General features: G+C 46.8%; 36 protein-coding genes and 3 pseudogenes. 28 read left to right on the forward strand and 11 right to left on the reverse strand.

The genetic code is table 11. The features are described from left to right. Window positions 1–119 precede the first annotated feature (119 nt). Window positions 120–1344, forward strand: a pseudogene (locus LAY57_RS11275) (RNA-guided endonuclease InsQ/TnpB family protein). Window positions 1345–1427: 83 nt separating this feature from the next. Here the strand turns inward: LAY57_RS11275 and LAY57_RS11280 are convergent. The 9 genes and pseudogenes from LAY57_RS11280 to LAY57_RS11320 form a co-directional block, all read right to left on the reverse strand. Continuing rightward, window positions 1428–3143, reverse strand: coding sequence for a R3H domain-containing nucleic acid-binding protein (locus LAY57_RS11280; RefSeq protein ID WP_249066642.1), 1716 nt, complete (start codon window positions 3141–3143; stop codon window positions 1428–1430). A gap of 255 nt (window positions 3144–3398) precedes the next feature. Next, the gene (ldpA, locus tag LAY57_RS11285; RefSeq protein ID WP_249066528.1) at window positions 3399–4553 is read right to left on the reverse strand and encodes a circadian clock protein LdpA; all 1155 of its coding nucleotides are present in this window, start codon (window positions 4551–4553) and stop codon (window positions 3399–3401) included. Window positions 4554–4645: 92 nt separating this feature from the next. After that, on the reverse strand, window positions 4646–5248 hold the full coding sequence (locus tag LAY57_RS11290; RefSeq protein ID WP_249066529.1) for a vWA domain-containing protein: 603 nt from the start codon (window positions 5246–5248) through the stop codon (window positions 4646–4648). A 199-nt stretch (window positions 5249–5447) separates the two neighbouring features. Further along, window positions 5448–6053: a vWA domain-containing protein gene (locus LAY57_RS11295; protein ID WP_338022393.1), complete on the reverse strand. Its 606-nt coding sequence runs from the start codon at window positions 6051–6053 to the stop codon at window positions 5448–5450. Window positions 6054–6136: 83 nt separating this feature from the next. Then, entirely contained in the window at window positions 6137–6760 is a 624-nt protein-coding gene (locus LAY57_RS11300; RefSeq protein WP_249066531.1) for a salt stress protein, Slr1339 family, read from the reverse strand. Window positions 6761–6820: 60 nt separating this feature from the next. Continuing rightward, a pseudogene (locus LAY57_RS11305) lies at window positions 6821–7030 on the reverse strand (hypothetical protein); the annotation flags it as partial. 18 nt (window positions 7031–7048) lie between these two features. After that, a complete protein-coding gene (locus LAY57_RS11310; protein WP_249066532.1) occupies window positions 7049–8320 on the reverse strand; it encodes an RNA-guided endonuclease InsQ/TnpB family protein in 1272 nt (423 codons plus the stop codon). A gap of 81 nt (window positions 8321–8401) precedes the next feature. Further along, the gene (locus LAY57_RS11315; RefSeq protein WP_249066655.1) at window positions 8402–8617 is read right to left on the reverse strand and encodes a vWA domain-containing protein; all 216 of its coding nucleotides are present in this window, start codon (window positions 8615–8617) and stop codon (window positions 8402–8404) included. Between the two features lie 153 nt (window positions 8618–8770). Then, window positions 8771–9247, reverse strand: coding sequence for an NAD(P)H-quinone oxidoreductase subunit N (locus LAY57_RS11320; protein ID WP_249066533.1), 477 nt, complete (start codon window positions 9245–9247; stop codon window positions 8771–8773). A gap of 716 nt (window positions 9248–9963) precedes the next feature. Between LAY57_RS11320 and rplC the strand changes: the two genes are divergently transcribed. The 5 genes from rplC (at window position 9964) to rpsS (ending at window position 13045) form a co-directional block, all read left to right on the forward strand. Further along, on the forward strand, window positions 9964–10599 hold the full coding sequence (gene rplC, locus LAY57_RS11325) for a 50S ribosomal protein L3 (protein ID WP_249066534.1): 636 nt from the start codon (window positions 9964–9966) through the stop codon (window positions 10597–10599). A 153-nt stretch (window positions 10600–10752) separates the two neighbouring features. After that, a complete protein-coding gene (rplD, locus tag LAY57_RS11330) occupies window positions 10753–11385 on the forward strand; it encodes a 50S ribosomal protein L4 (RefSeq protein WP_249066644.1) in 633 nt (210 codons plus the stop codon). Then, complete coding sequence (locus tag LAY57_RS11335; RefSeq protein WP_249066535.1) at window positions 11378–11692, forward strand: 50S ribosomal protein L23; 315 nt, start codon at window positions 11378–11380, stop codon at window positions 11690–11692. Before rplD ends, LAY57_RS11335 begins: the two co-directional genes overlap by 8 nt. A 73-nt stretch (window positions 11693–11765) precedes the next feature. After that, the gene (gene rplB, locus LAY57_RS11340; RefSeq protein WP_249066536.1) at window positions 11766–12629 is read left to right on the forward strand and encodes a 50S ribosomal protein L2; all 864 of its coding nucleotides are present in this window, start codon (window positions 11766–11768) and stop codon (window positions 12627–12629) included. Between the two features lie 137 nt (window positions 12630–12766). After that, a complete protein-coding gene (rpsS, locus tag LAY57_RS11345; protein WP_249066538.1) occupies window positions 12767–13045 on the forward strand; it encodes a 30S ribosomal protein S19 in 279 nt (92 codons plus the stop codon). Here the strand turns inward: rpsS and LAY57_RS11350 are convergent. Beyond that, a complete protein-coding gene (locus LAY57_RS11350) occupies window positions 12953–13183 on the reverse strand; it encodes a hypothetical protein (RefSeq protein WP_249066657.1) in 231 nt (76 codons plus the stop codon). The genes rpsS and LAY57_RS11350 overlap by 93 nt on opposite strands. 7 nt (window positions 13184–13190) lie before the next feature. Here LAY57_RS11350 and rplV point away from each other — a divergent pair, with 7 nt between their 5' ends. From rplV to rpsK, 19 genes and pseudogenes are all read left to right on the forward strand, one after another. Beyond that, window positions 13191–13547, forward strand: coding sequence for a 50S ribosomal protein L22 (rplV, locus tag LAY57_RS11355; RefSeq protein WP_249066540.1), 357 nt, complete (start codon window positions 13191–13193; stop codon window positions 13545–13547). Window positions 13548–13654: 107 nt separating this feature from the next. After that, window positions 13655–14386 carry a 30S ribosomal protein S3 gene (gene rpsC / locus LAY57_RS11360; RefSeq protein ID WP_249066543.1) on the forward strand — a complete coding sequence of 244 codons (732 nt, stop codon included), beginning with the start codon at window positions 13655–13657 and terminating at the stop codon, window positions 14384–14386. 103 nt (window positions 14387–14489) lie between these two features. Beyond that, a complete protein-coding gene (gene rplP, locus LAY57_RS11365; protein WP_249066546.1) occupies window positions 14490–14909 on the forward strand; it encodes a 50S ribosomal protein L16 in 420 nt (139 codons plus the stop codon). 3 nt (window positions 14910–14912) lie between these two features. Then, entirely contained in the window at window positions 14913–15149 is a 237-nt protein-coding gene (gene rpmC / locus LAY57_RS11370) for a 50S ribosomal protein L29 (RefSeq protein ID WP_249066548.1), read from the forward strand. 12 nt (window positions 15150–15161) lie between these two features. Beyond that, a complete protein-coding gene (gene rpsQ, locus LAY57_RS11375) occupies window positions 15162–15410 on the forward strand; it encodes a 30S ribosomal protein S17 (RefSeq protein ID WP_249066550.1) in 249 nt (82 codons plus the stop codon). A gap of 114 nt (window positions 15411–15524) precedes the next feature. Then, window positions 15525–15893, forward strand: coding sequence for a 50S ribosomal protein L14 (rplN, locus tag LAY57_RS11380; protein ID WP_249066551.1), 369 nt, complete (start codon window positions 15525–15527; stop codon window positions 15891–15893). A gap of 71 nt (window positions 15894–15964) precedes the next feature. Beyond that, window positions 15965–16279, forward strand: a complete 315-nt coding sequence (gene rplX, locus LAY57_RS11385; protein WP_249066647.1) for a 50S ribosomal protein L24 — start codon at window positions 15965–15967, stop codon at window positions 16277–16279. Window positions 16280–16387: 108 nt separating this feature from the next. Continuing rightward, entirely contained in the window at window positions 16388–16933 is a 546-nt protein-coding gene (gene rplE, locus LAY57_RS11390) for a 50S ribosomal protein L5 (RefSeq protein ID WP_249066553.1), read from the forward strand. 10 nt (window positions 16934–16943) lie between these two features. Then, window positions 16944–17345 carry a 30S ribosomal protein S8 gene (gene rpsH / locus LAY57_RS11395; protein ID WP_249066554.1) on the forward strand — a complete coding sequence of 134 codons (402 nt, stop codon included), beginning with the start codon at window positions 16944–16946 and terminating at the stop codon, window positions 17343–17345. A gap of 116 nt (window positions 17346–17461) precedes the next feature. Further along, entirely contained in the window at window positions 17462–18001 is a 540-nt protein-coding gene (gene rplF / locus LAY57_RS11400) for a 50S ribosomal protein L6 (RefSeq protein ID WP_249066557.1), read from the forward strand. Continuing rightward, a complete protein-coding gene (gene rplR, locus LAY57_RS11405) occupies window positions 17998–18360 on the forward strand; it encodes a 50S ribosomal protein L18 (RefSeq protein WP_249066559.1) in 363 nt (120 codons plus the stop codon). The genes rplF and rplR overlap by 4 nt, the downstream gene beginning before the upstream one ends. Before the next feature lie 169 nt (window positions 18361–18529). Next, window positions 18530–19066, forward strand: a complete 537-nt coding sequence (gene rpsE / locus LAY57_RS11410) for a 30S ribosomal protein S5 (RefSeq protein WP_249066648.1) — start codon at window positions 18530–18532, stop codon at window positions 19064–19066. Window positions 19067–19221: 155 nt separating this feature from the next. Further along, on the forward strand, window positions 19222–19713 hold the full coding sequence (gene rplO / locus LAY57_RS11415) for a 50S ribosomal protein L15 (protein ID WP_249066561.1): 492 nt from the start codon (window positions 19222–19224) through the stop codon (window positions 19711–19713). Between the two features lie 12 nt (window positions 19714–19725). Next, window positions 19726–21030, forward strand: coding sequence for a preprotein translocase subunit SecY (secY, locus tag LAY57_RS11420; protein ID WP_249066563.1), 1305 nt, complete (start codon window positions 19726–19728; stop codon window positions 21028–21030). Next, window positions 21030–21584, forward strand: coding sequence for an adenylate kinase (locus LAY57_RS11425; protein WP_249066565.1), 555 nt, complete (start codon window positions 21030–21032; stop codon window positions 21582–21584). The genes secY and LAY57_RS11425 overlap by 1 nt, the downstream gene beginning before the upstream one ends. 230 nt (window positions 21585–21814) lie before the next feature. Further along, window positions 21815–22024: pseudogene (infA, locus tag LAY57_RS11430) on the forward strand (translation initiation factor IF-1); the annotation flags it as partial. 390 nt (window positions 22025–22414) lie between these two features. Beyond that, a complete protein-coding gene (rpmJ, locus tag LAY57_RS11440; RefSeq protein WP_071782548.1) occupies window positions 22415–22528 on the forward strand; it encodes a 50S ribosomal protein L36 in 114 nt (37 codons plus the stop codon). 84 nt (window positions 22529–22612) lie between these two features. Continuing rightward, the gene (rpsM, locus tag LAY57_RS11445) at window positions 22613–22996 is read left to right on the forward strand and encodes a 30S ribosomal protein S13 (protein ID WP_249066567.1); all 384 of its coding nucleotides are present in this window, start codon (window positions 22613–22615) and stop codon (window positions 22994–22996) included. Window positions 22997–23079: 83 nt separating this feature from the next. Continuing rightward, on the forward strand, window positions 23080–23475 hold the full coding sequence (rpsK, locus tag LAY57_RS11450; RefSeq protein ID WP_249066569.1) for a 30S ribosomal protein S11: 396 nt from the start codon (window positions 23080–23082) through the stop codon (window positions 23473–23475). Between the two features lie 26 nt (window positions 23476–23501). Here the strand turns inward: rpsK and LAY57_RS11455 are convergent, their stop codons facing one another. Continuing rightward, window positions 23502–23639 carry a hypothetical protein gene (locus tag LAY57_RS11455; RefSeq protein WP_249066571.1) on the reverse strand — a complete coding sequence of 46 codons (138 nt, stop codon included), beginning with the start codon at window positions 23637–23639 and terminating at the stop codon, window positions 23502–23504. 43 nt (window positions 23640–23682) lie between these two features. Between LAY57_RS11455 and LAY57_RS11460 the strand changes: the two genes are divergently transcribed. From LAY57_RS11460 to truA, 3 genes are all read left to right on the forward strand, one after another. Next, a complete protein-coding gene (locus LAY57_RS11460; protein ID WP_249066572.1) occupies window positions 23683–24636 on the forward strand; it encodes a DNA-directed RNA polymerase subunit alpha in 954 nt (317 codons plus the stop codon). Window positions 24637–24773: 137 nt separating this feature from the next. Further along, the gene (rplQ, locus tag LAY57_RS11465) at window positions 24774–25124 is read left to right on the forward strand and encodes a 50S ribosomal protein L17 (protein WP_249066575.1); all 351 of its coding nucleotides are present in this window, start codon (window positions 24774–24776) and stop codon (window positions 25122–25124) included. 123 nt (window positions 25125–25247) lie between these two features. Further along, window positions 25248–26081, forward strand: a complete 834-nt coding sequence (gene truA / locus LAY57_RS11470; protein WP_249066577.1) for a tRNA pseudouridine(38-40) synthase TruA — start codon at window positions 25248–25250, stop codon at window positions 26079–26081. Window positions 26082–26131 lie beyond the last annotated feature (50 nt).

Below are 26131 nucleotides of genomic sequence, written 5' to 3' on the forward strand. Positions count from 1 at the left end.
ACCGATATTGAGCGCAGTTCAATCAGAAATGTTGGTCGATGAGGAATTGCCATTTCTGAAGTAGTTTTACCGCTAAATATATATTGTGATACAATACTGTAACCAGGGGGTGATATTGAGTGCTACACAAAGCAGTGCAAGTCCGTTTATACCCATCCATTGAGCAGCAAACACTATTGGCGCAGACATTTGGATGCTCTCGCTGGTGGTGGAACCATGCTTTAAACAAGTCAATTGAAACCTACAAGGAGACAGGTAAAGGGCTTGGACGTTCAGCACTCAATGCACTTTTACCCGCACTCAAAAAGGCAGAAGATACGAAGTGGTTAGCTGAGTGTTATAGCCAAGTATTGCAAGCTACTACACTTAACTTAACAACGGCTTACAAAAACTTTTTTGAAGGTAGGGCGAGGTTTCCTCGGTTCAAATCTAAGCATGGTAAGCAGTCAATTCAGTATCCTCAAAACGTCAAGATTGTAGATGGTAATGTCAAACTACCAGGTAATATCGGGATAGTCAAAGCCAAGATACATCGACCGATTGAGGGAAAAATAAAGGCTGTTACCGTGAGTAGAACCCCGTCAGGGAAATACTTTGCATCTATTCTAACTGAAGTAGAAGGCGGCATTCCAACTACGACAGAAGGAAAGATTTACGGTATCGATCTAGGGATAAAACACTTTGCTGTCGTAACCGATGGTGAGAAAGTGTCTAAATACGATAATCCTAAACATCTTGCCAAGCATGAAAAGAATCTCAAGCGTAAGCAACAAAAATTAGCCCGTAAGCAGAAGGGGAGTAATTCACGAAATAGATACAAGAAAGTTGTTGCCAAAGTGTACGAGAGAGTTAGTAACTCACGGCAAGATTTTCTGCATAAACTTAGTTACAAGTTAGTCAGCGATAGCCAAGCTGTCATAGTAGAAAATCTTCATGTCAAGGGCATGGTTCGTAATCACAATTTGGCAAAAGCAATATCTGATTGTGGATGGGGAATGTTTATCAACTTCTTAGCGTATAAGTTAGAACGCAAGGGCGCAAGGTTGATTGAAGTAGACAGATGGTTCCCTAGTTCCAAACTCTGCTCGAATTGTTTCTATCAGATTGGTGAGATGCCGTTAGATATAAGGGAGTGGACTTGCCCTCAGTGCTGCACTCACCATGACAGAGATGGGAACGCGGCAAACAATATTCGAGCAGAAGGGATCAGAATGCTCGCATGCGGATGGTTCAGCCGTCTCTGCTGTAGGAGGGGAAGTAAGACCAAAGCTTGGGCGAAAGTCTAAACTGAGGCATTTCCCTATGATTACAGAAGCTCCCGCTATAATCGGTACTCCGATTTAGCGGTGAGTAGTTCACATCATCTCGTATGTCAGTAGCGAATAAAAAACCCCCACCATATCTTAGTTTGGTGGGGGAAAACGTTACTAGGCTGGATAAATCCGCAGCCGCCGATTAGGCTCATCGCCAAAACTGGTCGATCGCAAGCGGTAATGCTCGACTAACTCGTGTTGCATCTTCCGCACAGTAGCAGCACGAGGCAACAACTCCACTGGCTGTCCCTTTGGAATCACAATTTGCTCCACAGCAAGTCTGGCTTCTTCCAGAGCTTCCAGCTCGTCTTCAGAGCCGCTTTGGGTAAACAACCTCAAATCGGCACTTTCTGGCAAACCAGTATCATCTATGTTCAACATTCGTTGTAGAGCATGAGTAATCTGGGGAATAGTGCTGTCCTTAATCGTGTGGATCGGAACGTGATGAGCTTTGGCAACGTGCCGTAACTTAGAATGGTTTTTTACGTGCGACCTGAGCGCCAAAACCGCATCGGCACTATCGAGATCCTTCGTCAGCACCATCGGCAAATTCAGCAAGCGAACTACCTGCTCCAGTTGATGACGACTAACGCCGTAGGGATAGACGTGCAGTGGCAAATCTTCGCCATTTGGGCCTGATTTGTTGGCATCGCTATCAAACAACATCGGCTGCTGGAAAGAGGCATTCAGCAATTGCTCAAAACTCTTCTCTTCAGAAGAACGCTCTGTTTCTGGTTTTGCAGGTAACGGCATCATCTGTCCAGAGGCTCGCCAGCCACTCGATCGCGCATTCGCTCCTGTGATGGTTGTTGTCCCTAGCGTCGGTGTACTGGGTGATTCCCGTGTAATCTTGACCTCGCCAGTTTCGCTAACCGTCCTAACTTGAGGATTCGGCTGGCGTCCTCGCAGCAGGTTATCTACCGTGTCAGCAGTGTTCTCGTGTATCACCCAGCGCTGCCGTTCCAGCATTTCCACCGCAATTTCAAATGTCGGCGGCGCTTTGCGCTCCAACACTGTTTTTTGAGAGCCCCGGCGGCGAGCCTCTTCATCTCCCAGCGTTACAGCCTGAATACCGCCAACCAAATCAGACAGAGTTGGATTTTTAATCAAGTTTTCAATCTGATTGCCGTGAGCGGTGCCAACCAACTGGACGCCCCGTTCCGCAATGGTTCGAGCGGCTAAAGCTTCCAGTTCCGTACCGATTTCATCAATAACGATGACTTCTGGCATATGGTTTTCCACTGCCTCAATCATCACCTGATGCTGAAGTTCGGGACGCGCAACTTGCATCCTTCTGGCCCGACCGATCGCGGGGTGAGGAACGTCTCCATCACCGGCAATTTCATTAGAAGTGTCGATAATGACAACCCGCTTATCGAGTTCATCCGCTAAAACGCGGGCGATTTCTCGTAAAGCGGTTGTTTTACCAACACCAGGACGCCCCAGCATCAGAATAGATTTTCCAGTCTCTACCAAGTCGCGGATCATGCCGATCGTGCCAAAGACAGCCCGCCCAACGCGACAGGTTAAGCCAATAATTTCCCCGCTGCGATTGCGGATGCCGCTGATCCGGTGTAGGGTTTGCTCAATGCCAGCGCGGTTATCACCGCTAAAATGTCCTACCCGTTGTATGCAATAATTCAGGTCTTCTCCCGAAATAGGCAAATCTGATAAGTATTCGGCTTTGCCTGGGAAGCGGGCTTCTGGGCGTCGGCCCAAATCCATCACTACTTCAACTAAACTGTTCCGGGAGGGGTGATTCTCCAAGATCTGTCGAAGTTCTTGGGGCAAAATTTCCAGCAATTTATTCAGATCGTCTGTAATCTGCATTCTTCCTACGGCGACGTTTTTGACATTAGCTTGCGATTCAGGGTTGTCCTGTTTCTCGTCATGAGTCTTACCGTTAGGATTTTTCATCATGTTTGGGGTAAACAAGTGGTGAGTTGAAGGATCGATAGGTGAAGCAAAACTTTGTGAGGCAGGTTTAACCAAATTGTCTCTTATTCCACAACTAAGTGGGTAAACCTACAGAGGCAAGTAAGAAAAGTATTTGGTACGAGATGAGTGAAATCTTTCATAATACATTTATATTACATTATTTTGGGCTGATTTAATTTGGGAAACCAGGTTATGCGCTAGGGCCACAGCTTGCCAGAGAAGTTCGGGTTCATCTTCCAGACAAACTGAGTGTTGAGTGGGAGAGATTTCTTTGCCTGCTGCTGGGGTAGAAACCATTTCTGTTTTTTCTAATCGATCTAGAATTGGCGACAACAGTACGCGAGCATAGCTACCATAGGCAATCCCTGCGATCGATAAGTGCTTCGGCTTTAGTGCTGAGTGCCCAGGAGAAGAATTTTTGAGTAAGCCCATTGCTTTTAGCTTGCTAACGGTGTGGCTGTTGGTGCCTCCTGCTAATTGCACATATCCCGGTAACCCGGCGGACAACACTTTTTGACCTAATTTCACGGCTGCATGGGTGGTTCCCGCGCCAATATCACCGCTCATGGGACGCCCGTCGGTCTGCCAAATGAGGGGACAAGGGAGGGGATTGATTAAGTCATAGAGCGATCGCAAATAGTCAATCAATCCTTCACCATCCGGGCAGCTGATGGCGATCAGTTTGAGTCGATCTCTACTGGGTGCAATGGCTTGCCAAAGTCTTTCAAAATCTTTGTAACGCCCTACTTGCGTATGGATTTCCAGTGCATCTACACCTGTTTCCAGCACTAGGGGTGCGATCGCTTCCGGCGTCGATACATAAGAACGCGCAAAAATCAACTGGCTCGGACAAATTGGCAAACACCTACCGCAGCCATAGCATAAAGGATCGACAACTCCAGAAAATTGGTCATTAGCGCGATCGAACACAATTGCTTGGGCTGGGCAAACCATGACGCAGGGACGAGGACATTCCGTCGGACACTCAGTTGAGTTAAATTCCGCTTTACGAAAATGGGGATCTTCCCCATCATTCAGACTCACCATCAGCCACGGCAAACCCTCAAAACCAAATCCTCGCCGCTTGGCTTGGGTCCTAAGACACGCAGCAGCCCGCAACGCATCTTGTGCGGCGGCAATAACAGCGCGATCGGCGGAAACGTCAATACAATCAGCGCCCGCCAAGGTATATGCCAAAGTAATATTCCGAACAGCAGGAAGGTGTTGGAAGCTGGCCCCGCAGATCAGCTTAAACCAGCACCCCTCCTTTAGGGAACGTAAAGGATAGGATATATCAGTCACATCAAGAAGGGGCTAGGGGCTAGGGGCTAGGGGAGAGGGGGAGCAAGATTTCCCCCCAAAGTTGGGGGGTTAGGGGGGCCTAAATTGGTATGTTAGTCATTAACCGCGTTTAGCAGCACTTCAGCTAGAGTCATATCTGCCATATCATCCATAGTTACAGTGTCACAGATATCAAACTTCGCCCCAGCACCCTGAAGGTCATCATCCAAAGCTTTGAGAAACCGGCTTGCCGTTGCATCTGAACCCACTTGAATCATCGTAATTCCCAGTTCTTCATCCGTGTCCATCTGGCGAGACGCCTCGATAATCGCTTTCATCACGCCTTTCCGGTCATCCGGTTCACCATCCGTCACCACTATAATAGTTTCTCCGCTAGGCTTGGTCTGACCCGCTGCTTTCCGCTCAAAATAGCGGTTAGTTGCATCTTGTAGCACGCCAGCTAAGTTAGTGGTGCCAGCAGGGTCATTTTCTTGAAAGATTTGTGCGACTTTATCGGAAGTTACATTGTCGTATCTTTTGAATCGGCTGGAAAAAAGGTAAACCGTGATGCCATCAGGATCGAACTGTTCGCATTTTCTTGCTATTGCCAGAGTAGATTCCTGTGCCGTTTCCCAGCGGCTTCTACCACCCGGTTGATCCGGCGTAGACATACTGCCGCTTTTGTCAATAATTAAGGTATAATCTCTATTCTCCATGACAAAAACCTCCTTGTAGTAATCAGCAATTATCTTTAGTCTGAAACCCGGTTTCTTTCAAAAACCCGGTTTATTAGATCTGTCACTTTGGCGATCGAGTATTAACGTAAGTTGCTAGTTAGTAGTAGGTATGTTGTTGCGCTTTAGCGCTCTTTTAGCGCTAAAGCGCAACTACGTACCTAACCAGCAACTTGCGTTATTAGTCGCTAATCGCATTGAGCAACACTTCGGTCAGAGTCATCCCCTCCATATCATCAAGTGTTACTGTGTCAACAATGTCAAATTTGGCACCAGCGGTTTGCAAATCGTCATCCAAGGCTTTGAGAAACTTGGTTGCCGTTTGATCTGTGCCAACTTGAATGAAGGAAATCGCTAATTCTTCATCTCTATCCAGATGGCGAGATGCCTCAATAATTACTCGCATCACAGCTTTGCGATCGTCCGGTTCACCATCGGTAACTACCAAAATCGTCTCGCCATTTGCCTTTGTTTGACCCGCTGCTTTACGTTGAAAGTAGTTATCTGTGGCATCTTTTAGTACACCTGCTAAGTCAGTAGTGCCAGAAGGATCGTTTTCTTGAAATATCTGGGCGACTTTGCTAGATGTCACGTTATCCAAGCGTTTGAACCTGCCTGAAAATAGGTAAAGCGTAATTCCATCAGGGTCAAACTGTTCGCATTTTCTCGCTACTGCTAGGGTAGACTCTTGTGCGGTTTGCCAGCGAGTTCTACCACCCGTTTGGTCTGGGGTAGACATACTGCCGCTTTTGTCAATAATTAAGGTATAATCGCGGTCTTCCAACAAAGCACCTCCTTGCATAATAGACAAACTCCACGGATTGTCACGGTTTCTTTCTCTAGACTAGACGACATTTCTGACTATGGCTATTACGGCTTAGTTTCTCGCAAAGCTTGCAAGTAATCGATCGCCGCCTCCAGTTTAGAAGGGTAGTCGTAGGCAAATTCTTCAAACCACAGACCCTCTTCTGAACGTATATTTAACTTTTTCAACCACTCTTGAGCTTCTTTTGTCAGCGCTTGCCGTTGTTGCTGCTTAATTTGTTCTTGTCTAATTTGTTCTTCTTTGACTTGTTGCTGTCTTTTCAGTTCTTCTTCTTTCTGTTTTTCTTCAACCTCCGCCTTTAGTTCGACAATTAAGCTATTTTCAGCAGAGGAGGGAACAATAGTTTTTTGCCAAGACATCTGAGCTTGTCGAGGAGGTATTGGTGGTAGCTGAGGAGAGCGTTTTTCTGGGAAAGGTTGCTGTTTTTGCGGTGGTTTAGGTTGAGATTTTTCCTCAAACTCTGCTTTAATATCAGCTAATAAATTATCCTCTAGCGAAGAAGGAGCGAGATTGTTTTGCCAATAAACCTGAGTTTGAGGCGCGGGTATTTGTGGTAGCTGAGGAGAGCATTCCTCTTTCAAAGGTTGCTGTTTTTTCGGAGGAATGGGTTTTTCTTTTTCTTCATACTCAGCTTTGATATCGGCTAATAAATCATCTATTGATTCCATAACTTTTCCCCCTCAAGGCTGCTAAAAACTAATTCAGCTAATGTTTAACAAGAAAGGATTTTAGTCAGTGATAGCATTAAGCAACACTTCCGTTAGGGTCATGTCTTCCATGTCATCCATAGTTACTGTGTCCACAATGTCAAACTTCGCACCAGCATTTTGCAGTTCGTCATCCAAAACTTTGAGGAACTTGGTTGCCTGAGCGTCAGTGCCGACTTGAATAAAAGAAATAGCCAATTCTTCATCCCGATCCATACGTCGAGATGCTTCTTTGACATCCTCCCGCCGCTAATTCAGAGTACTGAATATAACGGGGGATTCCAAAGATTGCTCCTTGGGCTTCCTCTTTCCACGAGTCGGCTTACTTAATTGGGTTTCCCCAACTAAACAGAGGTCGTTCTCTCCAGAGGCGTTAATTTCCGTCTGCCCGACGGGATTTTTCAACATTTTGCTCAAGATTGACAACGCCTTATTGAGAATATTAATCGCTGCGTTCCAATCCCTATCTTGAATATGCCCACAATCAAGGCATTGATGGGTTCTATTGCTTAAGGTTTTCTTAACTACCGCACCGCAATTAGAACAATTCTGCGATGTATATTGAGGAGGGACAGCCACAACTGGCACTCCAAATACCTGACCGAAATATTCAAGCCATTGTCTAAACATCGACCAAGAAGCATCACTGATTGATTTAGCCAAATGGTGGTTTTTCACCATGTTTCGCACCTGTAAGTCTTCAATGGCTACCAAGTCACTAGACTGGATTACGCACCTTGCTAATTTCACAACAAAGTCTTTACGCTGCCTTTCAACTTTTAGGTGTTTCCTACCTAACCGATTCTTGGCTTTAATTCTATTTTTTGACCCAATATTTTTTCGTGAAAGTTGACGAGAAGCTCTCTTGAGTGCTTTTTCACCTTTCCTTAAAAAGCGCGGGTTTTCTATTTGATTACCCTCTGAATCGGTGTAGAAATGGTTTAAACCAACATCCAACCCTAACATCCGACCTGTTAATTCATGAGTTTCTTCCCTTTTATGATTAATGCAAAACTGTACGTAATATCCATCAGAACGACGAACTATCCTAACTCGTTTTATTTGGTCTATTTGATAAAAATGTAAATCTCTACTTCCCCAAAGCTTGAAAGTGCCAGCGCCAAATTTATCGGTAAAGGTGATATACTTTCTGTCTTCTGATAGTTTCCAGCCACAGGTTTTGTATTCAACTGATGCTCTGGTTTGCGAAGGCTTGAATTTCGGATAACCTTTTTTACCCGGTACTTTCTTTTGGCAGTTCTCAAAGAATCTCGATATAGCTAACCAGGCTCTTTCTGCCATTGACTGACGCGCCATTGAGTTAAGTTTCTTAACCCAGGGAAATTCAGGATTGTCAGCTAGAACTTTGCAGTATTTGTTCAAGTCCATGCCGTTTACGCCGGGATTGTCCATCCAGTATCGCAATGCTTTATTACGAATAAAAAGCCCAGTCCGCAACATCTCATCGAGGATGCGGTACTGGGCTTTTGTTCCTTTTATTTTTGCTTCGTAAACTAACATTTTATAGAAACGTGCTGTGTAAATATAGTAACATGATTTGTTAAAATTGTGTACATCGAGTACCCAATTTTAAAGAGCCTTTCATCCCAACACCAAGCCGAAGCTGCTATGGTGTGGGTCTTCAAGGTGGGGTAGATAAACTGTGAGACCATCTGGGTCAAGCTGTTCGCATTTACTGGCTAAGGCGAGGGTAGATTCCTGCATGGCAACCCAACGACTTTGCCCACCCGGCTGGTCTGTTAGCGACATACTGCCGCTTTTGTCAATTATTAAGGTATAATCACGATTCTCCAGCATTAGCGTTTTCCCTATTAGTTAGGTCTTATTTCAAAGGTATCAAAACTAGAAAGCCGAGGGGCTAAAAAAGTGAACAGTCAAAAGTCCAAAAAAATAGGGGCTAGGGAAGAAGGAAGGTTACTCCCCCACTCTCCCCCTCCCCCTCTCCACATCTTAAGCGGCGACCAAAGTATTTTTGAGGGACGTCCAGCGGAAGGCCCGATCGCCTCCCATTTCCACCACTAACTTAACTCGCGGCTCCAGACTGGGCAAATTTGCCAAATATTCAACCTCTTGACGGGAAAGAATCTGGCCTTCTATTATCCACAGCACCAGTCCCTTTGACTTGGGCGGCAGCTGTTCGAGCTGATAATTCACGATCGGTGGCACATAGTACACATCGCCGACTGCTGCACCGCTACCGAGGCTTTTCTTCCCTAAGTGGGGAGGACGCACCCCATGAACTCCAGTCAAGTACATCGCCACATCACCCAGCCCCCGTGCAGTTATGTTCAGGGTCGTATACCCAGCTGCCCGTATCCGCCGTTGGTAGCGACCTTCAAATCCTCCCTCAAGGGGTGCGTAGACCCCCAGTGCGCCTGTCTTTTCCAGGGCTCGAATTAGATCCTTCCCAGTTGCGATCAATCCCATAAACTTGCGTTTTACCCGCCATTTGGCTTTAAAAAACGTTACATCTACTGCTATTGTAGTCCTGGGGGTTGTAATTTCTGAAGAATTTGCCTGTATTGGTAATCCTGTAAGTCGGCAACCGTTACCAAAAAAAATCTGCTTTCAGACTAGACAAGGTAAAAAAAATAGTTTATATTATTGGATCGTGACTAAAATTTAAGTTTGCTTCGTTTTCTACGAAGGGCTGAAAGCAAACTTGGATACCACCAGTCAAAGGCGGACTGGTTACCCTGCGGGCAGAAAAAACGGATTTCTGCATCAAAAAGTAGGGGAAATTGGTCTCAAGCAAAGGTGGCGAAGGTAGATTGACATCTGCATCGGGCCAAAAAAGGATACTAAGTAGCTTGCTGCTTAAGTCCCAGTGCCCAGAAGTAATGCCAAGGCTAACGTTTATTAGCCTTTGAACAAAAAGCTTGAATTAGCTTGCCGACGCAGCAGAAGACTTGATCCAAGCTGATAACTTGGAGCGGAGTTAACTGACTGGCCTGCATCTAAAGCGAGATGGCAGTTTTAACTGCCGATATGAAGTGGATTAAAGGCAACGAAAGATTTGATGAGTTATGAAAGCTGAGTTATAAGTTGAAAAACTTAACTCAAAATTCAATACTCAAAAGTTTTGAAGGCGCTATTTCAATCCGAATTAATTGTAGTGCGTAAAAAAGGAGAAACCAGGTACTGTGGCTGTCGGTATCCTCGGCACTAAAGTAGGCATGACCCAAATTTTTGACGAAACGGGGAGAGCTATCCCTGTAACGGTCGTTCAAGCCGGTCCATGCCCGATTACGCAGATTAAGACGCAACAGACCGATGGCTATACTGCCATCCAAGTTGGATTTGGCGAAAAAACTCAGAAGGGGATTAACAAGCCCGAACTGGGTCACCTAGCCAAGTCTGGTTCCCCCCCGTTGCGTCATCTGCATGAATATCGTTTAGAAAATACGGGTGATTACGAACTGGGTCAACCGATCAAAGCAGATATTTTTACCCCAGGCCAAATTGTGGATGTTATGGGGACAAGTATCGGTAAAGGCTTTGCCGGTTATCAGAAACGTCACAACTTTAAGCGCGGCCCAATGGCACACGGTTCCAAAAATCACCGTGCGCCGGGTTCGACTGGTGCTGGAACTACGCCGGGAAGAGTATATCCCGGTAAGCGGATGGCAGGTCGTTTGGGAGGCAAGCAAATTACGATTCGCAAGCTCGCGATTGTGCGTGTAGATGCAGAACGGAATTTGTTGCTGATTAAAGGAGCCGTTCCTGGTAAAGTAGGTGCCTTGCTCAGTATCACACCGACAAACAAGGTAGGGAAATAGTCATGAGTCATTAGTCATTAGTGACCCAATGACTGATTTGAGATTTCAGATTGAAAATTTCAGATTGAAAAGTAAAGTTTTGAAATCTAAAATCTAAAATCTTCTTTTTCCTAATGACCGATGACTTTTGACAAAGAACAGAGGACGAAGAATATGGTTAACTGTGTGGTGCGAAACTGGGAAGGTCAAGAGGTTGGGCAAGCGTCTTTGGAGTTGAAGGTTGCCAAAGAAGAAAACGCATCTCACATTGTCCACCGGGCGCTGGTACGCCAAATGACCAATGCAAGGCAAGGAACGGTCAGCACCAAGACTAGATCGGAAGTCCGTGGGGGAGGTCGCAAACCCTGGCGGCAAAAAGGAACTGGTCGTGCGCGTGCTGGTTCGATTCGATCGCCTTTGTGGAGAGGCGGCGGTGTCATCTTCGGGCCAAAGCCAAGAGACTTTGAAGTCAAGATGAACCGCAAGGAAAAGCGACTGGCTTTGAGAACAGCTTTGATTAGCCGAGCGGATGATTTGTTAGTGGTTGAGGAATTTGCCGAAAAGCTACCCAGACCTAAAACCAAGGAATTAATGGGAGCGATCGGGCGTTGGGGCGTTCCAGACGCAGCGAAGATTTTGTTGATTTTGTCAGAACCAGCGGAGATGGTTTACCTATCAGCTCGCAACATTGCCAAATTGAAGTTGATTCGGGCTGACCAATTGAATGTATACGATCTGCTCTGGGCGGACAAAATAGTAACTACATCATCAGCTCTGACCAAGATTCAGGAGGTGTACGGTGGCTGAATATAATTTGCGGACACTGGCGGATTTGATCCGTCGCCCGCTCCTTACGGAAAAGGCCACGATGCTGATGGAGCAGGAAAAATACTGTTTTGACGTGGTGCTAAAGGCAACAAAACCACAAATTAAGGCAGCGATCGAACAATTGTTCGATGTCAAAGTCACGGCTGTCAACACAATGACACCACCGCGTAAAAAGCGTCGGGTCGGCAGATTTCTTGGGTATAAATCTCAATACAAGAAAGCTGTTGTCACATTGGCATCTGGCGACGGGGAAAAAATTCGGCAGATCCTGTTCCCTGAAGTGTAGCGATTTTAGATTATTAGATTCAATTCTTCAATCCAAAATCCTCTCATCCAAAATCCTCTCATCCAAAATTCTTATGGGTACCCGTTCTTATCGGCCATACACTCCTAGTACGCGCCAGTGTACCATTTCCGACTTTGCTGAAATCACTCAGGGTGAGCCAGAGCGATCGCTGACTATATCAATACATCGCAAAAAAGGACGCAACAATCGCGGTGTGATTACCAGCCGCCGTCGGGGTGGCGGACACAAGCGTCTTTACCGAATCATTGACTTTCGTCGCGACAAGCACAACATCCCAGCTAAAGTAGTTGCCATTGAATACGACCCGAACCGCAATGCTCGGATCGCTTTGGTTAACTATCGGGATGGCGAAAAGCGATATATTCTGCATCCCAATGGCTTAGCAGTCGGGACTGCGATCGTCTCCGGCCCAGATTCGCCGATCGAAATTGGCAACGCCTTACCTTTAGCCAATATTCCCTTGGGTACTGGCGTCCACAATGTAGAACTCTATCCCGGTCGGGGGGCACAAATTGTTCGCGCAGCCGGTGCCACCGCTCAAGTGGTAGCCAAAGAAGGCAACTACGTCAGCCTCAAACTGCCATCTGGAGAAGTCCGCATGATACTGAGGGAGTGCTACGCCACCATCGGACAAGTGGGCAACTTGGATGCCAGAAATTTGAGTACTGGCAAAGCAGGGAGAAATCGCTGGAAAGGTCGTCGGCCTAAAGTTAGAGGCAGCGTCATGAACCCTGTGGATCACCCGCATGGTGGTGGCGAAGGCAGAGCGCCTATTGGTAGAAGCGGGCCAGTAACCCCTTGGGGCAAACCAACTTTGGGTGCTAAAACGCGCAAGCCGAATAAACCGAGTAATTCCTTAATCGTGCGTCGTCGCCGCAAATCCTCTAAGCGTGGCCGTGGCGGTCGGGAATCATAGAATTTTAGATTTCAGATTTTGGATTTTAGATTGGGGCTAGCCCAAGCGCAAATAGGGCAACCAAACAGTTAACCAATAATCCAAAATCCAAAATCGAAATAATCCAAAATCCAAAATCCAAAATCCAAAATTAAACTATGGGTCGCTCATTAAAGAAAGGTCCTTTTGTTGCAGATCATCTGCTCAGCAAGGTTGAAAAGTTGAATGGCAGGGGCGAAAAGCAAGTCATCAAAACTTGGTCGCGGGCTTCAACAATTTTGCCTCTAATGGTAGGCCACACCATCGCCGTACACAATGGCCGTCAGCACGTGCCCATTTTCATCTCAGATCAGATGGTCGGACACAAATTGGGTGAATTTGCCCCGACTCGCACCTTTAGAGGACACGCCAAGAGTGATAAAAAGGCAAAAAGATAATTTGGTCAGCGATCGGTGGTCGGTGGTCGGCGGTCGGTAGTCGGTGGTTAGTGAAAAAGAACTGACAACTGACAACTGGCAACTGGCAACTGACAACTGACAACTGACAACTGACAACTGACAACTGACAACTGACAACTGACCTATGGCAATTGATACTGCTGAAGTTAAGGCGATCGCACGTTACATTCGGATGTCTCCCTACAAGGTGCGCCGCGTCCTCGATCAAATTCGGGGTCGCTCCTATCGGGAAGCGCTAATCGTTCTGGAGTTTATGCCCTATGCAGCTTGCGAACCCATTCTCAAAGTGCTGCGCTCCGCCGTCGCCAATGCAGAACATAACGTTGGTTTAGACCCAAAAAAACTGGTAGTAAGCCAAGCCTACGCCGACCAAGGCTCAACATTAAAGCGTTTCCGGCCCAGGGCTCAAGGTCGAGCCTATCAGATTCGCAAGCCAACTTGTCACATCACCGTGGCCGTTGCCGAAGTGGCAGAGGAATAGTTAGGAATAAGGATGCCAAATTTTAGATTTCAGATTTCAAATTTTAAATAAAATCTAAAATCTAAAATCTAAAATCTAAAATCTAAAATTGTTTTGAGGAAGCATTTGTGGGACAGAAGATTAATCCAGTTGGTTTTCGGCTAGGCGTTATCCAAGAACACCGCTCTCGTTGGTATGCGGATTCCGATCGCTACCCGAGCCTACTGCAAGAAGACTACAAAATTCGTAACTACGTCGAGAAAAACCTCTCCAACGCCGGAATTTCCGACGTCCGAATTGAGCGCAAAGCCGATCAAATCGATTTAGAAATTCGCACCGCTAGACCGGGTGTTGTTGTCGGACGGGGCGGCACCGGCATTGAAACTTTGCGAATTGGGCTTCAGGGCGAGCTAGGAGGCGGCAATCGCCAAATCCGCATCAACGTCGTCGAAGTGGCGCGAGTAGACGCCGATGCAGGATTGATTGGCGAATACATCGCTCAACAACTCGAACGTCGCGTTTCCTTCCGCCGGGTTGTCCGCCAAGCAATTCAACGTGCCCAGCGTGCTGGCGTCGAAGGTATTAAAGTCCAAGTAAGCGGTCGGCTCAACGGTGCAGAAATTGCTCGGACTGAGTGGACGCGGGAAGGTAGAGTGCCACTGCATACCTTACGGGCAGATATTGATTATGCCTACCGGACTGCCAAAACTATCTACGGCATTCTGGGCGTAAAAGTCTGGATTTTCAAAGGGGAAATCATTCCCGGACAGGAGGAAGCACCTACTGCTAACGCCCCCGGTACTCCCCGCCGTCGCCAACCCAAACGCCGTCAGTTTGAAGACCGTTCCAATGAAGGTTAACTAGAGTTTTGAGTTTTAAGTTTTGAGTTTTGAATTAAAGAAACTCTTAACTCAAAAATCCAAAATCCTCTCATCCAAAATCCAAAATGACTTTTGACAAGCCATGTTAAGTCCTAGAAGAACTAAATTCCGCAAACAACAGCGCGGGCGCATGGAAGGCTTAGCCATCAGGGGTAGCGAACTCAACTTTGGTGAATTTGGCCTTCAGGCGCTAGAACCAGCCTGGATCACATCTCGTCAAATAGAAGCCAGCCGTCGTGCGATGACCCGCTATATCCGCCGGGGTGGCAAAATCTGGATTCGCATTTTCCCCGACAAACCCGTCACGATGCGTCCTGCGGAAACCCGGATGGGTTCCGGTAAAGGCTCGCCAGAGTTTTGGGTTGCAGTGGTAAAACCAGGAAGAGTGATGTTTGAAATCACAGGCGTTACCGAAGCAATAGCCCGTGAAGCTATGCGTTTGGCTTCCCATAAGTTGCCAATCAAAACAAGGTTCGTCATGCGTTCTGAGGAGAATGTATAAACTATGCCTCTTCCCAAGATTGAAGAAGCCAGAAAATTGAGCGATGAAGAACTGTCAGACCAAGTTATTGCTCTTAAGCGACAACTGTTTCAGTTGCGCCTGCAAAAAGTGACTCGTCAGTTGGAAAAGACGCATCAGTTCAAGCACGCAAAGCACCGGCTAGCCCAATTGCTAACGGTGGAAGGCGAGCGACAAATCGCTCTTAAAAAATCCACGACTACCGAGTCAGTTGCAGAATAGGAGGAAGTGGCAATGGCAGTCAAAGAAAGAGTTGGCTTAGTTGTCAGCGACAAAATGGATAAAACAGTGGTGGTAGCGATCGAAAACCGCTCTCCCCACCCCAAGTACGGGAAAATCGTGGTGCGTACAAAAAGGTATAAGGCTCACGATGAAGAAAACAAGTGTCGTGAAGGCGATCGCGTCCGCATTAGCGAAACACGACCCTTAAGCCGCACCAAACACTGGGTAGTCGCGGAAATCATCAGATCGAGTAAGGGCTAATCGGAAATTTCAGATTTAAGATTGCAGATTTCAGATTTATTAAATTTTAAATTTAAAATCTAAAATCTTCCCTTTTTCCAATTTCCCAACTACCAACTACCAACTAACAAAGCCGTGATTCAACCCCAGACTTATCTCAATGTTGCTGACAATAGCGGGGCCCGGAAATTAATGTGTATCCGGGTTTTAGGTGCCGGTAACCGCCGCTATGGCAGCGTAGGCGACGTCATTATCGCCGTCGTCAAAGATGCCATCCCTAATATGGCCGTCAAAAAATCTGATGTGGTGCGGGCTGTAATTGTCCGAACTCGTAAAGGTATGCGTCGCGATAGCGGTATGAGCATTCGTTTTGACGATAATGCCGCCGTGATCGTCAACGCAGATGGTAACCCCAGAGGAACCCGCGTTTTTGGCCCTGTAGCGCGGGAACTGCGGGACAAAAACTATACCAAAATAGTGTCCCTAGCTCCAGAGGTACTCTAATGGCTAATAATCGTAGAACAGGTCAAGCATCGCCCAAAAAAAGCCCGGAAAATCGCTCTGGGAATACCAAGATGCACGTCAAAAAAGGTGACACCGTTCAGATTATTTCTGGCAAAGATAAAGGCAAAGTTGGTGAAATCCTCAAAGCTTTTCCTAAGCTCAGTAGAGTAATCGTCAAAGGGGTCAACATCAAAACCAAGCACGTTAAACCCCAGCAGGAAGGAGAATCTGGCCGTATTACCACCTTGGAAGGGCCGATTCACATTTCCAACGTGATGCTTTATTCCATAAAGCAAAATGTTGCCAGTCGCGTCTGCTACACCTTTACCGAAGACGGTCGTAAAGTGCGGAGGCTGAAAAAGACTGATGAAATAATTGACAAATAATTTCATATTTCGGATTTGAGATTTGAAATTTGCAATTAAATCTTCAATTCTTCAATCTGCAATCAATTGGTTCCCTGACCAAGACCAGGGAAAGTAAAAGGAAAACCAATGGCTCAACGACTGAAAACCCAGTATCAAGAAAGTATTGTTCCCAAACTAAAGGAACAGTTCAATTACGAAAATATTCATCAGGTGCCTAAACTGGTGAAAATTACCCTCAACCGGGGCTTAGGCGATGCAGCTTCAAACGCTAAAGCGCTGGAATCTTCCTTGAATGAGATTGGCACGATCGCGGGTCAAAAACCCGTGGTTACCAGAGCTAAAAAAGCGATCGCCAGTTTCAAAATTCGCCAAGGTATGCCCGTCGGCATGATGGTTACCCTGCGGGGAGACCGGATGTACGCCTTTCTAGACAGATTTGTCAACCTAGCACTGCCCCGCATTCGGGACTTTCGGGGTATTAGTCCTAAAAGCTTTGACGGTCGCGGTAATTATAGTCTGGGTGTAAGAGAGCAGCTGATTTTTCCAGAGATCGAATACGACAGAATCGATCAAATTCGTGGGATGGACATTTCCATCATCACGACTGCTAACACAGACGAAGAGGGCCGCGCCTTACTCAAAGCTTTTGGGATGCCTTTCCGCGATCAATAAGGAGGAAAAGATGGCGTCGAACGACACAATTTCAGATATGTTGACGCGCATCCGCAATGCAAATTTAGCGCGGCATCAAAAAACAGCAATTCCATCCACAAGAATGACTCGCAGCATTGCAAAAGTCCTCAAGGAAGAAGGCTTTATCGGTGAGTTTGAAGAAGATGGAGAAGGAATCGAGAGAAAACTGATGGTTTCCTTGAAATACAAAGGAAAAAATCGCCAGCCCATCATCACTGCGTTGAAACGAGTAAGCAAGCCGGGATTGCGCGTTTACTCCAATCGCAAAGAATTACCGCGAGTTCTCGGCGGTATTGGCATCGCCATAATTTCGACTTCCAGCGGCATTATGACCGATCGGGAAGCGCGACGCCAAGGACTGGGTGGGGAAGTACTTTGCTACGTTTGGTAGTTAGCACGGGAAATTTCAGATTTTAGATTTCAAAACTTTCCTTTTGAATTGACAAATTGAAATCTGAAATTTCAAATCTGAAATCTGAAATTTCAAATCTGAAATAAAGGAGAGTTATGTCTCGCATCGGTAAGCGCCCGATTAGTATTCCTAATAAAGTATCGGTGACAATTGACAATCGGGCTGTCGCCGTTAAAGGGCCTAAAGGAGAACTTTCTAGAGTTCTGCCAGATGGGATAATCGTAGAACAGGAAGGCGAAATCTTGAAGGTTTTGCGGCGGGATGAATCCCGCACTATCCGCCAACTTCACGGTTTATCTCGAACCCTAGTAGCCAACATGGTTGACGGAGTTTCTCAAGGTTTTCAGAAACGATTGGAAATTCAAGGTGTTGGTTACAGGGCAAAAATGGACGGTCGCAATCTAATTTTGATCGTGGGTTACAGCCATGAAGTCAAAATTGAGCCGCCACCAGGCATTCAGATGGCTGTTGAGGGTAACGTCAATGTCACGGTGAGTGGCATTGATAAAGAAGTTGTGGGGAACACAGCGGCTAAAATTCGCGCTGTCCGTCCACCAGAAGTTTATAAGGGTAAAGGCATTCGTTATGCCGGTGAAGTAGTCAGACGTAAAGCTGGTAAGGCAGGGAAGAAATGAAGCTGAGTCGCGCAGAATCGAAGCAGCGTCGGCATCAACGCATCCGGCGCACAGTTTTTGGTACATCAGAACGTCCTCGGTTGGCTGTGTTTCGATCGCATGAGCATATTTATGCCCAAGTGATCGATGACACCAAGCACCATACCCTTGTGGCTGCCTCGACCGTGGAACCAACCGTGAAAGTAGATTTAAAATCAGGCTGCACTTGCGATGCTTCAACGCAGGTAGGTAAATTGATTGCCCAGCGTGCGATCGAATCAGGCATTCAACAAGTCGTCTTTGACCGAGGTGGCAATCTTTACCACGGTCGGATCAAAGCCCTCGCCGAAGCAGCACGCGAAGCCGGTTTAAACTTCTAATTGTGATTAGAAAAGGGAAGATTTTAGATTTTGAATTTGTTTTAAATAGAAAATTCTCAATCTAAAATCAAGAAATTTCAGATTTTAAATCTAAAATTTTAAATCTGAAATCTGAAATTAACCCTAACTGATGACAGAAGACAAAGAACAAAAGACAAAGGACAAAAATATGGCGGAACAACAACAGCAACGTCGTAAAAAAAGCAGCCGCACAAAAGAAAAAGAAACCACCTGGCAAGAACGAGTAATTCAAATCCGCCGCGTTAGCAAAGTAGTTAAAGGTGGTAAAAAGCTGAGCTTCCGCGCGATCGTCGTCGTCGGTAACGAACGCGGATCTGTAGGCGTCGGCGTTGGCAAAGCCAGCGATGTAATTGGTGCAGTCAAAAAGGGAGTAGCTGACGGTAAAAAACACCTAGTTGAAATTCCCCTCACCAAGTCAAACTCCATTCCCCACCCAGCTAAAGGCGACGGTGGTGGCGCAAAGATCATGATGCGACCGGCAGCGCCAGGAACCGGAGTAATTGCGGGTGGTGCTGTACGCACTGTATTGGAATTAGCCGGTGTCCGTAATGTCTTAGCCAAACAGCTCGGTTCCAACAACCCGCTCAACAACGCTAGAGCAACCATCAACGCCTTGGAAACTCTGCGGACATTCACGGAGGTTGCACGCGATCGCGGTATTCCCATCGAAAATCTCTTCGCATAGTCATTAGTCATTAACAAGGAATCAAATGACTAAATGACTAATTTCAGATTTCAGATTTCAGATTTCTAATTCTCGAAATCAATTCAAAATAAATTTGAAATCTGCAATTCTTCAATTTAAAATTTCCCAATGACTAATGACTAAGGACAAAAAACATGAGATTAAATGATGCTGCACCTAAAAAAGGCTCTAAACATCGCCGCCGCCGCGTAGGACGCGGGATTTCCGCCGGACAGGGGGCCAGTGCAGGCTTGGGAATGCGCGGTCAAAAATCCCGTTCCGGTAGTGGCACCAGACCGGGTTTTGAGGGAGGACAACAACCACTCTACAGACGCATTCCCAAGTTAAAGCACTTCACTGTCATCAATCGTCGGGAATACACTACGATCAATGTCAGTAAGCTGACATCGCTGCCTACAAATACTGAGGTAACCCTGGCCTCGCTAATCGCAGCTGGCATTGTCACAAGTAACAATGGGCCGCTGAAAATTTTGGGAGATGGAGAACTAAACGTGGCGCTGCAAGTAAAAGCAGCAGCATTCACAGCAGGAGCCCGCAGCAAAATAGAAGCGGCGGGAGGCAGTTGTGAAGTCATAGAAGCCGCCAGGGGGGTTAGTAAGCGAGCAGCCAATGCCACTAAAGCGTAGAGGTAACCCTTCATGATTAGTCGAGACAAAGCCCCAACGGCTCAAGAAACTTTTGCCCAAATGGCACAAGCAGCAGGACTCCGAGGTCGGCTGCTTGTTACCATTGGTTTGCTTATTTTGGTACGCCTGGGCGTTTTCTTGCCAGTACCGGGAATTAACGTGCAGGTGTTTAAAGCGCAAGTTCAAAACAGTCCATTAATTGGCTTGTTAGATCTTTTCTCTGGCGGCGGTATAGTAGCTTTAGGGATTTTTGCCCTGGGGATCTTGCCCTTTATCAATGCCTCCATTATTCTGCAACTGCTGACATCAGCTCTTCCCAGCTTGGAAAATTTGCAGAAGAATGAGGGCGAAGCTGGCCGACGCAAGATTTCTCAGATTACTCGCTACGTGGCTTTGGGATGGGCGGTAATTCAAAGTATTGGCATTTCTATTTGGGTCGCTTCTGTTCCAGGAGCTGTTGCCAATCCGAATTTTTTATTCTACGCCAATACGGTGATAGCTCTGACGGCAGGTTCCATGTTTGTGATGTGGGTGTCGGAGCTGATTACTGAGCGCGGCGTTGGCAACGGTGCTTCCCTTTTGATTTTCCTCAATATTGTTGCAGTTGTACCCAAATCTTTCGGAGCTACGATCGCACTTGCTCAGACTGGCGGCAGAGAAATAGTGGGTAAGGTGATTATTCTGCTAGTTGTTTTCCTGATCATGATTGTCGGTATTGTTTTTGTTCAGGAAGGAACTCGCAAAATACCAATTATTTCAGCGCGTCGCCAAGTGGGACGAAAGCTCTATCTGGAAAAAAGCAGTTACTTACCTTTGCGGTTAAATCAGGGCGGCGTGATGCCGATTATTTTTGCTTCTGCTGTCCTGTTTCTACCAGCTTCTCTGGGTAGTGCGATCCAAAATGAGACTTTGAATAAAATAGCCGGTACTTATCTCAATCCCGGTCACCCTGTTTATGTGGTTGTTTACTTGGTTTTAATTCTCTTTTTTAGCTATTTCTATGCTTCCCTGATTGTGAATCCCGTAGATTTAGCGCAGAATTTGAAGAAAATGGGATCTAGTATTCCGGGTATTCGCCCCGGTCGCACCACCAGCGAGTACGTGGAACGGGTGTTAAACCGACTGACTTTCTTGGGAGCCGTCTTTCTTGGCTTGGTGGCAATTGTACCAACAGCAGTCGAAAGTGCTACTGTCGGAACCTTTAGGGGACTGGGAGCAACTTCTCTTTTGATTCTAGTGGGTGTGGCGATTGATACATCCAAACAAATTCAAACTTATGTTATCTCCCAGCGATACGAAGGAATGGTGAAACAGTAGTGACGCGATTGATTTTCCTGGGAGCCCCCGGTGCAGGGAAGGGAACACAAGCCAAGACACTGGCCGATTTATGTGCAATTCCCCATATTTCTACGGGTGACATTTTAAGAAATGAGGTAACGCAAGGCACACCCCTGGGGGTTAAAGCTAAGTCTTACCAAGAGGGGGGTGAGTTAGTTCCAGATCACTTGATTCTGGATATGATGCGGGAGCGGTTGAATCAACCCGATACTAAGGATGGTTGGATTTTAGATGGTTTTCCGCGTAATGTCACTCAAGCGGGTTTCTTAGACAATCTGCTCAAGGAACTCGATCAAAAGTGCGATCGCGTAGTTAACCTAGATGTGCCGGATGAAGAATTGGTGAGCCGTCTGCTCGGTCGGGGCCGACCGGATGATACGGAAGAGGTGATTCGCCGCCGTCTAGAAGTTTATCGCGAACAAACGGCTCCTTTGATTGATTATTATCGCGATCGCCACCAACTCGTGTCTATTGAGGGCTCTAGGTCGATGGCAGAAGTTACAGCAGCGATCCAAAAAGCGATCGATCTATAAATGCTGCAACATCTGGGCGTTGAGTGGGTGAGTAACTGCACCCATTCAGCCAACCCTCTAGATTAAAAAAATTTATAAACACGATCGGATTTTACATCCACACATCTTGCAATTATTTGATAAGATATGTTAAAGGGTGACTGAACTGTTGCTCAGATGCCTATAATAGTCTGCGGCAGATTGATTCGATCTGCCCTGTTGAATAAATAGAAGCGTTGAGGAAAAATCAACTGTCTAAGCAAGATTTAATCGAAATGGAAGGCACGGTAACCGAGTCCCTTCCTAATGCTATGTTCCGGGTCGATCTCGATAACGGATTTAATGTATTGGCGCACATTTCCGGCAAAATTCGCCGCAATAACATCAAGATATTACCAGGCGATCGCGTCAAAGTAGAGCTCACCCCCTACGATTTGACCAAAGGCCGCATTACTTACCGTGGCACTTATTCCCCCAAATCAAGAAGTTCGCCACCAAGGAAAAAGCAAATTGTCACAGGATCTAATTGAGATAGAGGGCCGGGTGACAGAGGCCCTGCCCACAGCAGTGTTTCTAGTTGACCTGAATAACGAGGTCGATTTTTTGGCGCAGATGTCTGGCAAGATTCGACAAAATTAGCACCAAATCTAGCCAGACTAGAGCGTCAAACTGAAAGCTTACTTTTGACGACCTTAACAAAAGGCAAAATTACCGATGGTCGGAGTAAAAAGTAGGTAAGCTCAAGGAAGTTTAGGCCATAAAAATCCATCTTTCGTTAGAGCAGCATAATTAACTGACAAATAAAATTAAAAATGATATAATATATAGTTTGTAGTCGAGCCGAAAAAGGCATGAAAGTTCGAGCATCAGTTCGGAAAATTTGCGAAAAATGTCGCGTCATCCGTAGACGAGGCAGAGTTATGGTGATCTGCTCTAACCCCAAGCACAAACAACGTCAGGGTTAGTTTATCCGCAGCATCCAGTGTTCCTCAAATATTTACACAATTGCAATTTTTAGCACCAAGTAAAGAATTAGGGAGAGATAAAGCGTGGCAAGGATTGCCGGGGTAGACCTTCCGCGCGATAAGCGCGTCGAAATCGGTCTGACTTACATTTACGGAATCGGGTTATCGCGGTCTAAGGAAATTTTAGCCTCGACCGAAATTAATCCAGACATTCGTGTCAGAGATCTAAGCGATGCACAAGTAGCAGCCCTGCGCGGGGCAGTCGAAAGCGACTATCAAGTAGAGGGCGATCTCAGACGCTTAGAAGCGATGAACATCAAGCGCCTGATTGACATCGGTAGCTACCGAGGTCGCCGTCATCGCATGGGACTTCCCGTGCGCGGTCAGAGAACGCGCACCAATGCTCGAACCCGTCGCGGTAGACGTCAAACCGTGGCAGGTAAGAAAAAGGCACCAGCTAAGAAGTAAGTATTTGATTGAGCCACAAGTAAACTTACTAGGCCCAAAATACAACCAGCAAGCAAGTAAAAACCCAAGCTTTATAGACCGATATGGCGCGACAAACAACCAGAAAACCCGGTGCGAAAAAGCAAAAGCGAAACGTACCCAATGGGGTAGCCTTCATTCAGTCAACATTCAACAACACTATTGTTACCATTGGAGATCAAAATGGAGATGTAATCTCCTGGGCATCAGCGGGTTCCAGTGGCTTTAAAGGTGCAAAAAAAGGAACACCCTTTGCAGCGCAGACAGCAGCTGAAGCAGCAGCTCGCCGAGCGACAGATCAGGGAATGAGGCAGATCGAAGTGATGGTTAGCGGTCCTGGAGCTGGCCGCGAAACTGCCATTCGAGCGCTTCAGGGTTCAGGGTTAGAAATTACGTTGATTCGGGATATTACTCCGATTCCCCATAATGGCTGCCGCCCACCAAAACGTCGCCGCGTCTAGACACAACAAAAGTTTTTGTGGCGTCTTTAATCAAAAAGGTCAGGCTGGTGGATGCGGTTAATCCGTTGTCCTGCGGGTGTCGGCGTCGCCATCCCGATCTGGCGGTGGCGATGGAAATATTCATCTGGAAATACAGCTTGTGAAATCAAATTGGGAGGCTGCAACAGAAGCCTTCCACCGGATCGAGGAAGAAGGGGGATCAGTTACGTGGCGCAGTTTCAAATTGAATGTGTCGAGTCTAACATTGAGAAAAATCGCGGTCAATACAGCAAATTTGTCCTAGAGCCGCTAGAACGGGGTCAAGGAACAACAGTAGGCAACGCTTTGAGGCGGGTACTGCTGTCTAACCTGCCAGGGACAGCCGTTACCGCAGTCCGCATTGCTGGCGTCAATCACGAATTTGCCACCATTCCGGGAGTGCGGGAGGATGTGCTGGAAATCCTGCTCAACATGAAGGAAATAGTCTTCAAAAGCCATGACTCCCAACCGCAGATAGGCCGATTAGTAGCCACCGGACCCGGTACAGTAACGGCGTCACAATTTGATTTGCCTTCTCAGACTCAGATGGAAGTAGTCGATCCAAGCCAGTATGTGGCTACCTTAGCACCAGGAGCCAAACTGGAAATGGAGTTCCGCCTGGAAACCGGGAAGGGGTATCGAGCAGTAGATCGAGGCCACGATGAAGCTGCGGCTTTAGACTTTCTCCAGATTGACGCGGTTTTCATGCCAGTTCGGAAAGTCAACTACAGCGTTGAAGAAGTTCGCGCTGATGGCTCTGTGGAAAAAGACAGATTGCTGATGGAAGTCTGGACTAATGGCAGTATCTCACCCCAAGAAGCTCTCTCGCAAGCCGCGGGTATCCTGGTAGACTTGTTCAACCCGCTGACAAACATGAATCTGCAACCGATAGACTCAGACAAATCGGATGATGAAGACCCGACCAGTCAAATCCCGATCGAGGAATTGCAGCTCTCGGTGCGGGCTTATAACTGTCTGAAGCGGGCTCAGATTAACTCGGTGGCCGACTTGCTGGATTACACGCAAGAAGACTTACTGGAAATCAAAAACTTTGGTCAGAAGTCTGCGGAAGAGGTGATAGAAGCCCTACAGCGACGGTTAGGAATCACATTGCCGCTGGAAAAAGCTGCCAAATCAAACTGATGATTCCATGAGGGATTCTAGATTTTAGATTTTAGATTTCAAATTTCAAAACGTAACTTTTAAATCTGAAATCTGAAATTTTCAATCTGAATTTCCTTGTTAAGGGTTCCTTTTAATTTAGAGACAACAGAAGTGTTATGCGTCACGGATGTCGTATTCATCAACTCGGTAAGCCAGCCGACCAGCGTAGGGCTCTGTTAAGAGCCCTGACAACCCAACTGCTGCGTCATGGCCGGATCGAAACAACAAAAGCAAGGGCGAGAGCTGTTCGGTCTGAAGCGGACAAAATAATTACCTTAGCGAAGGATGGTTCTTTGGCGGCTCGTCGCCAAGCGATCGGCTATCTTTACGATAAACAGCTGGTTCACGCCCTATTTGAGCAGGTTGGCGATCGCTATGGCAGTCGTCAGGGCGGATATACTCGCATCCTTCGCACCATCCGACGCCGGGGCGATAATGCTGAAATGGCAATTATCGAGCTGGTCTGAAGAAAGTGCTGAGTGGTGAGTGCTGAGTGCTGAGTTAGGCAATAGGCAATAGGCAGTATTCCCTAATCTTTATTCGCTTTTAACTCAAAACTCATTCCTCAAAACTCAGAGATTGGCACTCTTATGACTCAGCACTCAGCACTCAGCACTCAGCACTCCAGAAGAGTTGCCTTGGTGATTCAATACCTGGGCACAGATTTTCATGGATGGCAAAGGCAGCCTCGACATCGGACGGTGCAGGAAGAGATTGAAAAGGTGCTTTCAGAGATAATGAATCGATCGGTAACGCTTTATGGTGCAGGTCGAACCGATTCAGGTGTCCACGCCTCCGCCCAAGTGGCTCATTTTGAGGCCACTGGTTATATCCCGCCCGAAAAGTGGGCGAATGTTCTCAACGCTCGACTCCCTAAGGATATATTGATTCTGGCTTCAGCTGAGGTAAATCCTCCCTGGCACGCCCGCTTTTCAGCCAGCTACAGGCGCTATCGTTATACGCTTTATACCGATCGCCAACCCAACTTGTTCGTGCGGCCTTTTGCTTGGCATTATTATTATCAGCCCCTAGATGAATCGCTGATGCAAGCCACTCTTAACCCCCTGATTGGCAAGCACGATTTGGCTGCCTTTCACCGCGCCAGATCGAGTCGTTCTCATTCCTGGGTGGAAGTGCAAGCGGCAGAATGCTATCGTTATGGGCCATTCGTTCACATCGAACTTCAGGCTAATGGGTTTTTGTATGGAATGGTAAGGCTGGTGGTGGGGTTACTCGTTCAGGTCGGACGAGGAGAGCGATCGCAGGATAACTTTACCAATCTCTGGGTCAACAGGCTTCGATCCGAAGTAAGGTACGCCGCACCAGCTCACGGATTGTGCCTATTGCGCGTGGGTTATCCAGAATTCCCATTTCCCAGAGAAGTCTGGTTTGACAGACAACCTAAATTTGTCATCACTCATTAGTCATTAGTCATTAGTGATTGAACAATGACAACTGACAACGGACAACGGAC

Source organism: Argonema antarcticum A004/B2 (genome assembly GCF_023333585.1).
Lineage (GTDB): Bacteria > Cyanobacteriota > Cyanobacteriia > Cyanobacteriales > Aerosakkonemataceae > Argonema > Argonema antarcticum.